At 70.2% G+C, this 8580-nt stretch carries 7 protein-coding genes; 2 read left to right on the top strand and 5 right to left on the bottom strand.

The window, feature by feature from the left end; genetic code table 11:
• Positions 1-51: 51 nt before the first annotated feature.
• Positions 52-1347 (bottom strand): cation:proton antiporter, encoded by a 1296-nt coding sequence (locus ABZU75_RS43540; RefSeq protein WP_355568422.1) that lies wholly within the window; start codon positions 1345-1347, stop codon positions 52-54.
• A 509-nt stretch (positions 1348-1856) separates the two neighbouring features.
• Between ABZU75_RS43540 and ABZU75_RS43535 the strand changes: the two genes are divergently transcribed.
• Both ABZU75_RS43535 and ABZU75_RS43530 read left to right on the top strand, forming a co-directional pair.
• Positions 1857-2285, top strand: a complete 429-nt coding sequence (locus ABZU75_RS43535; protein WP_350930385.1) for an Rrf2 family transcriptional regulator — start codon at positions 1857-1859, stop codon at positions 2283-2285.
• Positions 2286-2434: 149 nt separating this feature from the next.
• Positions 2435-3379, top strand: coding sequence for a sulfite exporter TauE/SafE family protein (locus ABZU75_RS43530; RefSeq protein ID WP_355568418.1), 945 nt, complete (start codon positions 2435-2437; stop codon positions 3377-3379).
• A gap of 600 nt (positions 3380-3979) precedes the next feature.
• Here the strand turns inward: ABZU75_RS43530 and ABZU75_RS43525 are convergent.
• From ABZU75_RS43525 to ABZU75_RS43510, 4 genes are all read right to left on the bottom strand, one after another.
• On the bottom strand, positions 3980-5050 hold the full coding sequence (locus tag ABZU75_RS43525; RefSeq protein ID WP_355568415.1) for a hypothetical protein: 1071 nt from the start codon (positions 5048-5050) through the stop codon (positions 3980-3982).
• Positions 5051-5218: 168 nt separating this feature from the next.
• Positions 5219-5803: a DUF305 domain-containing protein gene (locus ABZU75_RS43520; protein ID WP_355568410.1), complete on the bottom strand. Its 585-nt coding sequence runs from the start codon at positions 5801-5803 to the stop codon at positions 5219-5221.
• Between the two features lie 81 nt (positions 5804-5884).
• On the bottom strand, positions 5885-7504 hold the full coding sequence (locus ABZU75_RS43515; protein WP_355568407.1) for an AMP-binding protein: 1620 nt from the start codon (positions 7502-7504) through the stop codon (positions 5885-5887).
• On the bottom strand, positions 7501-8379 hold the full coding sequence (locus ABZU75_RS43510; RefSeq protein ID WP_355568404.1) for an amidohydrolase family protein: 879 nt from the start codon (positions 8377-8379) through the stop codon (positions 7501-7503). The genes ABZU75_RS43515 and ABZU75_RS43510 overlap by 4 nt, the downstream gene beginning before the upstream one ends.
• Positions 8380-8580: the final 201 nt, after the last annotated feature.

The raw sequence follows: 8580 nt of genomic DNA, 5'->3' as shown, positions 1-8580 counted from the left end.
GCCCCGTCCGTGGACGGGGCGGACGGCCCTCGCGGCCGGGCCGGCGTTCCGCTACAGCGGGTCGGCGCTGTTCGTCTGGGACTGCTTCGACCAGGCGAGCTGCTCGTTCCTGCGCAGCTCCTCCTCGGTGGTCTGCTCCACCCTGGCCATGGCCCAGCGCAGGATCGGCGGTGCCATGAGGGAGGTCACGATCGCCACCAGCACCACGATCGTGTAGACCTCGACGCTGAGGATGCCCAGCCGCAGGCCCACCATGGCCACGACCACCTCGATGACGCCCCGCGCGTTGAGCCCGGCGCCCAGGGCCAGGGCCTCCCACCGGTTGAGCCTGCTGGCACGTGCTCCGGCGTAGGCCCCGAGGAATTTGCCGACGATCGCCACGGTCAGGATGCCGAGCCCGGCGAGCAGCACCATCGGGTCGGCCAGGGACGTCAGGTCCATGCGCAACCCCGCGGTGGCGAAGAAGATCGGCGCGAAGCCGGAGAGCACCACGGTGCGCAGCGGGGCGAGCCGTGCCGGTTCGACGCCGCCCGCGGTACCGATCAGCATGCCGCAGACGAAGGCACCGAAGACCGCCTCCAGGCCCATCGCGTGCGTGGCGGCCGAGGCGAGCAGGATCAGCACGGCCGCGGTCGCGACGGACGAGCCGGAGTCCTCGTCCCGGGAGGTGAGCCGGAACGAGTGCCGCACGAGCGGGCGGCCCACGGTGAGCGCGAAGATCACGACCGCCAGCAGGCAGGCCAGCGAGACCAGCACGCTTCCCGCGCGCAGGCCGGTGGTGGCCATGGCCGACACGATCGACAGCATGAACCAGCCGAACGCGTCGTCGATCATGCCCGCGGTGAGCGTGAGCTGCCCGATGTTACGGTGGAGCAGCCCCATGTCCATCAGGGTCTTGGCGATGACCGGGATGGCGCTGACGCACATCGCGACGCCGAGGAAGAGCGCGAAGACCAGCGGCTCGGTTCCGGTGGGGATGAGCGTGGCCGGGAGCAGGAATCCGGCGCCGATGCCGAACGCGAGCGGCACCAGCAACCCGCCGATGCTGACTCCGGCCGCCGTGGCGCCCCTGCGCCGGACCATCCTCATGTCCATGTGGATGCCGGTGATGCCGACGAGCAGCAGCACGCCGATCTGCCCGACCGCGTCGAGCAGGTGGAACTGGGCGCTGTCCTGCGGGAACAGCCAGGTGGACAGGTCCGGCGCGACATGGGCGAGGAAGGACGGCCCCAGGACCACCCCGACGAACAGCTCACCGACGACGGCGGGCATGCCGAGCCGCCCGGCCAGACGGCCGAAGGTGAGGGCGAGCAGCAGGAGCAGCCCCACCTGGAGTAGGAAGATCAACAGTTGATGTGCAGCGATCGGCGCCACTGGCGCCGCAAGCGTGACGAGCACGACAGACCCCTCCGGTTTCCAAGGTGCCGCCCCCTCTCCCCAGTCAGGCCGGCACAGTGCAGAGCTTGGCAAAGCAAAGATCGGCAATCAACTCTTGAAGAGCTGCCCAAAATATGCGGCGGTACTTATGCCGCATATTTGTGCGAGGTATCGCCTGATTGATCACGCTTCACCTGCCGGTTTCGGTGGAGGTGTGTTGTGGCTCGACCGCCTGGCGACGAGAGCAGGCCATGGCAGGACCAGCCCGGCCGGCGCGCCGAGCAGGGTGGCCCAGGTGCTCGCCGTCGGCTCCTTCCCGCGGGGCGGCTTCTCACGGGCGGGTCGCCCGGGGCCGCCAGGAGGCTCCGTGGTCGTGCCCCACGGCGGGAATAATTCACAGTTAACCTGTAGAGATAGTAGATTAATCTGAACCAACCCACATGAGGTCATCGAGAGGCGCACCGTCGGAGGGCTGTCTGATGCACGTCACGGCGCGGAGCGACTACGCACTGAGGGCGATGCTGGTCATCGCGTTGAGCGATCCGGTCCCTGTCAAGTCGGAGACGATGGCCCAGACACAGGAGATCCCGGCGAGTTTCCTGCGCGGCATTCTGACCGACCTGCGCCGTGCCGACCTCGTCTTCGCCCAGCGGGGCCACGAGGGCGGCTTCACCCTCACCAGGCCGCCGGTGGACATCTCGGTCGGAGACGTCCTGCGTGCCGTCGGTGGCGAGCTGACCTCGGTGCGGGGTCTGCCGACCGGGGACGTGGCCTACTTCGGAGAGGCGGTACGACTGCGCACGGTGTGGCTGAACATCGAGACCTCGATAAACGCCATCGTCGACACCGTCAGCCTGGCCGCGCTCCTGTCGCCGGTGGCCGAGAGTGGCAGGCGACGCGGAGCCTGACAGCGGGTGTCGATCGAACTGACGGTCCGTGTGAGACGAAGATGTCCACAACTTGAGACGCCTTGCTTGAAACGTGACTTGACGTCGTCTTGAAGTTCAATAACTATGTTTCCTATCAACATAGTAGGGAAAATGGGAAGGGGGGCGTCGTGCGTGCGCTCATCCTCTTAGGCCTGGTCGGCTTCGCGGCGCAACTCGTCGACGGCAGCCTCGGCATGGCCTACGGTGTCACCTCGACGACGCTACTCCTGGCCATCGGCACCAACCCCGCCGCCGCCTCGGCCACCATCCACCTCGCCGAGATCGGCACGACCCTCGCCTCCGGCGTATCGCACTGGCGGTTCGACAACATCGACTGGAAGGTCGTCGCCAAGATCGGTCTCCCCGGCGCCGTCGGCGCGTTCGCGGGAGCCACCTTCCTGTCCGGCCTGTCCACCGAGGTCGCCGCCCCGGTCATGTCGATCATCCTGCTCGCGCTGGGTGTCTACGTCCTGGTCCGCTTCACGGCCTTCGGCCTGCCGCGCGGCAACCTGGGCAAGCCGTTGCGCAAGCGCTTCCTCGCGCCCCTCGGCCTGGTGGCCGGATTCGTCGACGCCACCGGTGGCGGCGGCTGGGGTCCGGTCGGCACCCCGGCGATCCTGGCCAGCGGCCGCCTGGCACCGCGCAAGGTGATCGGTTCCATCGATGCCAGCGAGTTCCTGGTCGCCATCGCCGCCAGCATCGGCTTCTTCGTCGGCATCGGCTCGGAGAACATCGACTTCTCCTGGGTGGCCGTCCTGCTGCTCGGCGGCGTCATCGCGGCCCCCATCGCGGCCTGGCTGGTCCGCCACATCCCGCCGCGCATCCTGGGCTCCGCCGTCGGCGGTGTCATCGTCCTGACCAACGTGCGGACCCTGCTGCGCAGTGACTGGGTCGACGCCTCCGGCGGCGTCCAGGCGGCCGCCTACATCATCATCGCCGCCATCTGGGCCGCCGCCATCGCCTACTCGCTTCGTGAGTACCGCCGTGACCGCGACAACGAGCTGGCCGAGGCGGTCGAGGCAGAGGAGCGGCGCCGCGCCGGAGAGCAGGAGACCGCAGGTTCGCCCAGCTGAGCCCGGCGGCGCGATCCGGCCGTGGTTCCGCGGAAGGCCTCCCCCGCCTGTGGCGGGGGAGGCCTTCCGCGTACCGGGCCCCGGTCGATCACCGGCCGGTGCCGGGTGTCGCGCGAAGGTCGCTCGCACCTCCGGTACGCCGGTGGCCGAGCCGTCGTCGATCACCCCGATGTGGCTCAGGCCGCTGCCGAGGCACATCCGGACCGCCGCCGACCCGTCGGGCCCGGCCGAGTCGCTGTGCGCTGAAGGCCGCGCCTGCGGCGAGGGTGACCACCTCGCCGCAGGCACTCCGACCCCGCCGGGTGCGAATTCCACAACCTCTACCCGGCGTACGGTCTCCACCTGCCCCGGGAATGTGGCCGACGCAACATTACGGCAGCCGGCCGTTCGGCATAGGACGGCGGAGGAAGCGGCGGACGTGATGACGGGCATCCTGATCGCTCGCCCCAGGCGGTGCATATCCGTCTCGGTGCCCCTTCCCCCGCCGATGCAGAGGCGCCGAAGAAGTAGCATCTTTCGCTGTATTTGCGGATCAAAGGCCCACAGTAGAAGGTGCGCGTCGTCGATGCCCGGTGCCCACGACGATGCGGTGGGCACCGTTCATCCGTTCTCCGAACACTCGGACGCCCCGGAACGCTCCGGCGCCTCGAAGTGCTCCGACACGCGTTCGGCGCTGAAGGCGCCGCGTTCGGTCACGATCCTGGTCACCAGGTGCGGGGGAGTGGCGTCGAAGGCGGGGTAGTGGCCGGTCACGCCCTCGCCCGCGGTGCGCCTTCCCAGCACGTGCAGGACCTCGTCACCGTCCCGCCGCTCGATGACGACGTCGCCGATTCCCGGCGCCCGGGGGTCGGGCGCCGGGATAACCACGTAGTACGGGACGTCGAAGGCGCGGGCGGCCAGCGCCACCCCGAGGGTGCCGACCTTGTTCACCACATGGCCGTCCATCGTCACCCGGTCCGCCGCGGTCAGCGCCACGTCGGCGAGCCCGTCGGCCAGCACCGAGGCGACCATCCCGTCGGTGATCAGGGTGGGCCGGTAGCCCATCTCCACCAGCGTCGGCGCGGTCAGCCGCGCTCCCTGCAGGTAGGGCCGGGTCTCGGTGCAGACGAACTCCAGTCGCTTGCCCGCCTGCTGCGCGGCCTCGACCGTCGCGATCAGGTAGGTGTCGGCCCAGCAGTGGGTGAGGACGCGGGCGCCGTCCTCCAGCAGTGCCGCCGCGTGCCTGCCCAGGGCCGCGCTGCTCGCCCGGTAGGCCGCGTCGTGCTCGGTCGCGGCCCGGGTCACGGCCTCCACCAGTTCCTCCCCCGACGCCTCGGGCAGCGGTCCGTCCACGGTGGCGGCCAGGACCGCGTGGACGGCGTCGCGGATGTGGTTGTTCGTGGGCCGGGTCGTGATCAGCCGGTCGCCCGCCCCGCGCAGCCGGGCCGCCGCCAGGACCGGTGGTTCGTCGCGGGCCTCACGGGCGGCCAGGATCATCCCGGCGGTCGCCGCGAAGGAGGGGCCGGTGCTCTGCGTGACCATCCGCTCGATGGCCACCGCGACGTCCTCGCTGGTGGCGCAGCGCACCCAGCGGTGTTCGAAGGGATAGACGCGGCGGTCGAGGATCTCCACGGCGTCGTCGGTGATCCTGACGGAGTCGGCGAGGACGGGCCGTCTCCCGGTTGTCTTCATGGGGCCTCCAGCGGTGGGCGGGACCCGATCACGGTACCGGCGCCGCCTGGCGTCACCGCGATCCGGTCGTGCCCCGCGCTGCTGCCCTGCTCCGCTCCGTTCGAACGGTGGCATGCCGCCGAGCGGCGGGCCGTTCCTGGCCGGCCCGCCGCTCGGAGGTACGGTGGCTCAGGCGAGCTTCCTGCCGATCTCGCCGATCTGGGCGCGCTGCTCGGTGACGAGCCTCTCCGCCAGCTGGACGGTCGGCCGGTGGCTTCCCAGAGCGATCACGACCTGGGCCATCCGGACGCCGCTGTCGAGGTGCCTGCCAAGGAGGCTCAGCCACAGCTTGTCGAAGGCGGCGCCTGAGCGTCTCTTCAGCGAGGAGATCTGGGTGGCGGACAGCATGCCCGGCATGTTGTGCGCGGCGTGGTCGTCATCCGCCGGTATCTCGACCTGCCATGACCGGAGCCAGCCGGACATCAGGTCGATGTCGGCGGACTCGCTCTGCCTGATCTTCGCGGCCAGGTCGCGCACGTAGGGGTTCTGGGTACGGCCGGTCACCAGGTCGGCGAGCTGGATGGTCTGGCGGTGGTGCGGGATCATCTCCTGGGAGAAGCGGACGTCCGCGTCGACCCGGTCGGCGACCACTTCCATCGCCTGCGTGGGGGACGTGGGTGTCACGGCGGTTGATGAGCACCCGGCGATCAGTGTGGCGGAGACCAGCAGGGTGGCGGTCAGGAACCGTTGCCCGGATGACCGCCGGGTGCTCATCAAGATCGCTGCCCCTTTCCTGCGGTGGGAGGGATCAATCGTGCCGTTCCCCCTGAGATACGCCGACCAGGTAACGGGGGTTCAGGGGCCGCCGAAGTTTTCGGCCACGAGATCTCCGGCCCCGGGACGTGCCCGAGTGCCCGGACGCGCGGCCTCTCGATCCCAGGTGGCCGGGGTGATCCCGGCCTGCCTGAGCTGGAACTTCTCCACCTTCTGGGTCGGCGTCTTCGGCAGCAGGTCGAGGAACTCGACGTACCGGGGGACCATGTGCGGCGCGGCGTGGCGGGTGCAGTGCTCGGTGAGTTCCTCGGCGGTGAGGCTCGCGCCGGGGCGCAGCACGACGCAGACCTTCAGATCCTCCTCGGTCAGCTCGCTGGGCACGCCGACGGCCGCGGCCTCCAGCACACTCGGATGTCCCTCCACGACCTGCTCGACCTCGTAGGCGGAGATGTTCTCGCCCCGGCGGCGGATCCCGTCCTTGGCGCGGCCGCAGAAGTAAAGGTGGCCGTCCTCGTCGAGGCGGCCGAGGTCGCCGGTGCGCAGCCACTCGCCGTGGAAGGCGGCGGCGGTGGCCTCGGGCATCCCGTGGTAGGAGTTCATGACGAGGCCGGGCTCGCGGGGGCGGATCAGGATCTCCCCGATCTCACCCGGCGGCAGTGGCGAGCCGTCTTCCCCGCCGATGGCGAGTTCGTACTGCGAGATGACGCGACCGCACGACCCGGGGCGCCGGGGGGCGTCGAGCGGCTCGTAGACCGGCACGCCGCCGTCGGTGAGCCCGTACACCTCCAGCAGCGGGAACCCGAACCGCTGCTCCCACCCGTCCCGCCAGGCGGGCATCGGCACGCCCCACGCCAGGCGGACCCGGTGCGCCCGGTCGTCCGGCCGAGGTGGGCGCTTCCACAGGATGGTCAGGGTCGCGCCCATGAAGTTGAAGACCGTGGCGTCGAAGCGGCGGACCTCGTCCCAGAACCCCGACGCGCTGAACCCGGCGCCGATCGCCGCGACGGCCCCGACCGACAGGGCCGCCACGACGGTCAGCGTGGCGGCGTCGATGTGGAACAGCGGGAACGGGCAGTACAGGACGTCCTCGCCGGTCAGCCGGAGGTTCTCCGCGTGCAGCTCGCCCTGCCGCACGAGGTAGTGGTTGGAGAGCACGCACGCCTTGGAAGGGCCGGTGGTCCCCGAGGTGAACAGCATCATCGCCGGTGCGAGCGCGCCGGTCTCCGCCGGTGCCACGGCCACGCCGGGTAGTGCCGCCCGCTCGAAGCGGGCGACGCGCGCCGTGCCGTGCCAGGTGGGAAGGGCGTCTCCGGCGCCGCGCACCAGGATCGCCTCCAGACCGGACGGCTCGTGCGGCAGTGCGGCCAGGGCGGGCAGCAGTTCCGCGTCGACCACCGTGACGCGCGCCCGGGTCACCTGGAAGGCATGGGCCAGGCCGGAACCGATCAGCGAGGTGTTGACCGGCACGTGCACCGCACCCAGGCGGGCGACCGCGAACCAGGTCAGCACCGCGTCGGCACTGTTGCGCATCAGTACGGCGACCGGCTCGCCCGGCCGCACCCCGAGCGCCGCGAGGCCCGCGGAGAGCGCGCGGGACCGCTCGTGGAACTCGGCGTAGCTGAGGTCGCCCTCACGGGTGCGCAGGAACACCTTGGCCGGGTGCCGCCGGGCCCGCTCGTCAAGCAGCCGGGTGAGGGTCATGACCGCTCGCAGAGCGACCGTTCCAGACCGAACAGCCGGGCCGCGTTGCCCGCGAACAGCGCCTCCAGCGCGGGCTCGGGCAGGCCGGACTCACGCCATTCGGCGAGCGCGCGGGAGGGCTCCATCACCGGCCAGTCGCTGCCGTAGAGAACCTGATCGCGCAGCACCGTGGACATCATGCCGAACATGGTGTCCCATCCGGTGCCCGGACGGGACACGTACTTCGGGGCCAGCCCACCGAACTCCAGGTAGACCGTGGGGTGCCGGCGCGCCACGGCGCAGAACTCGGTGGCCCACGGCCATCCCGCGTGGCAGGCGATGAGCCGCAGATCGGGGAAGTCACAGGCCACCTGGTCCAGCAACTCGGGACGCTCGTGCCTGATGGGATGCATCCGCGAGTAGGTGATGCCGGTGTGCACCGCGACGACCAGGCCGAGCTCCTCGGCGCGCGAGTACATCGGGTAGAGGGCGCGGTCGTCGATGTCCAGGCCGAAGAAGGCGGGCTGTACGGCCACGCCGAGCAGCCCCTGGGCGGCCGCGGCGGCGACCTGCCCGGCCGCCCGCGTCGGCCGGGGCGGGTACAGGTCCACGGTGCCGATGCCCGAGAAGCGGCCGGGATGTTCGGCGACCACCTTGACCAGCGCCTCGTTCAGCGCCTCCGCGGACTCGCCGCCCTCGGACTCGGCGTGCATGACCGCCCGGTCGATGCCTTCCGCGTCCATGGCGGCCAGCAGATCGGGCAGCGTGCCTTCATTCATCTTGCCGGTCAGTCCCAGCACGCGGTCGTACTGCTCGGTCTGCCGAAAGGGGGCGTTGTAGGTCGCGGTCTCACGCAGGTGCTGGGGGAGCCGGACCCGCGCGTCGATGATTCTCATACGGAGGCCTTTGCGGATCAACATGACGGGGAGTCCAATCGATTGATTGGCGATGAGAGTGATCTCTCGCCGCCACACCTTTATGAACTCTGCTTTCATGCCTTGATTTTGTGGCCGGGGCGGCCTGGAGGAAGAGTATCAATCAATCGATCGATTGACCATTATGGAGCCGGTGGTGCGGTGGCCCGGTACCGGGCCACC

It is taken from the genome of Streptosporangium sp. NPDC005286, from assembly GCF_040607515.1.
Lineage (GTDB): Bacteria > Actinomycetota > Actinomycetes > Streptosporangiales > Streptosporangiaceae > Streptosporangium.
Note: the sequence above shows the minus strand (reverse complement) of the source record. Positions and strands in the feature narration are given on the sequence as shown.

Coding starts and splice junctions, on each gene's coding strand:
- ABZU75_RS43515 (WP_355568407.1), bottom strand. CDS start 7,504: ATGACCCTCACCCGGCTGCTTGACGAGCGGGCCCGGCGGCACCCGGCC.
- ABZU75_RS43520 (WP_355568410.1), bottom strand. CDS start 5,803: ATGAGCACCCGGCGGTCATCCGGGCAACGGTTCCTGACCGCCACCCTG.
- ABZU75_RS43535 (WP_350930385.1), top strand. CDS start 1,857: ATGCACGTCACGGCGCGGAGCGACTACGCACTGAGGGCGATGCTGGTC.
- ABZU75_RS43510 (WP_355568404.1), bottom strand. CDS start 8,379: ATGAGAATCATCGACGCGCGGGTCCGGCTCCCCCAGCACCTGCGTGAG.
- ABZU75_RS43525 (WP_355568415.1), bottom strand. CDS start 5,050: ATGAAGACAACCGGGAGACGGCCCGTCCTCGCCGACTCCGTCAGGATC.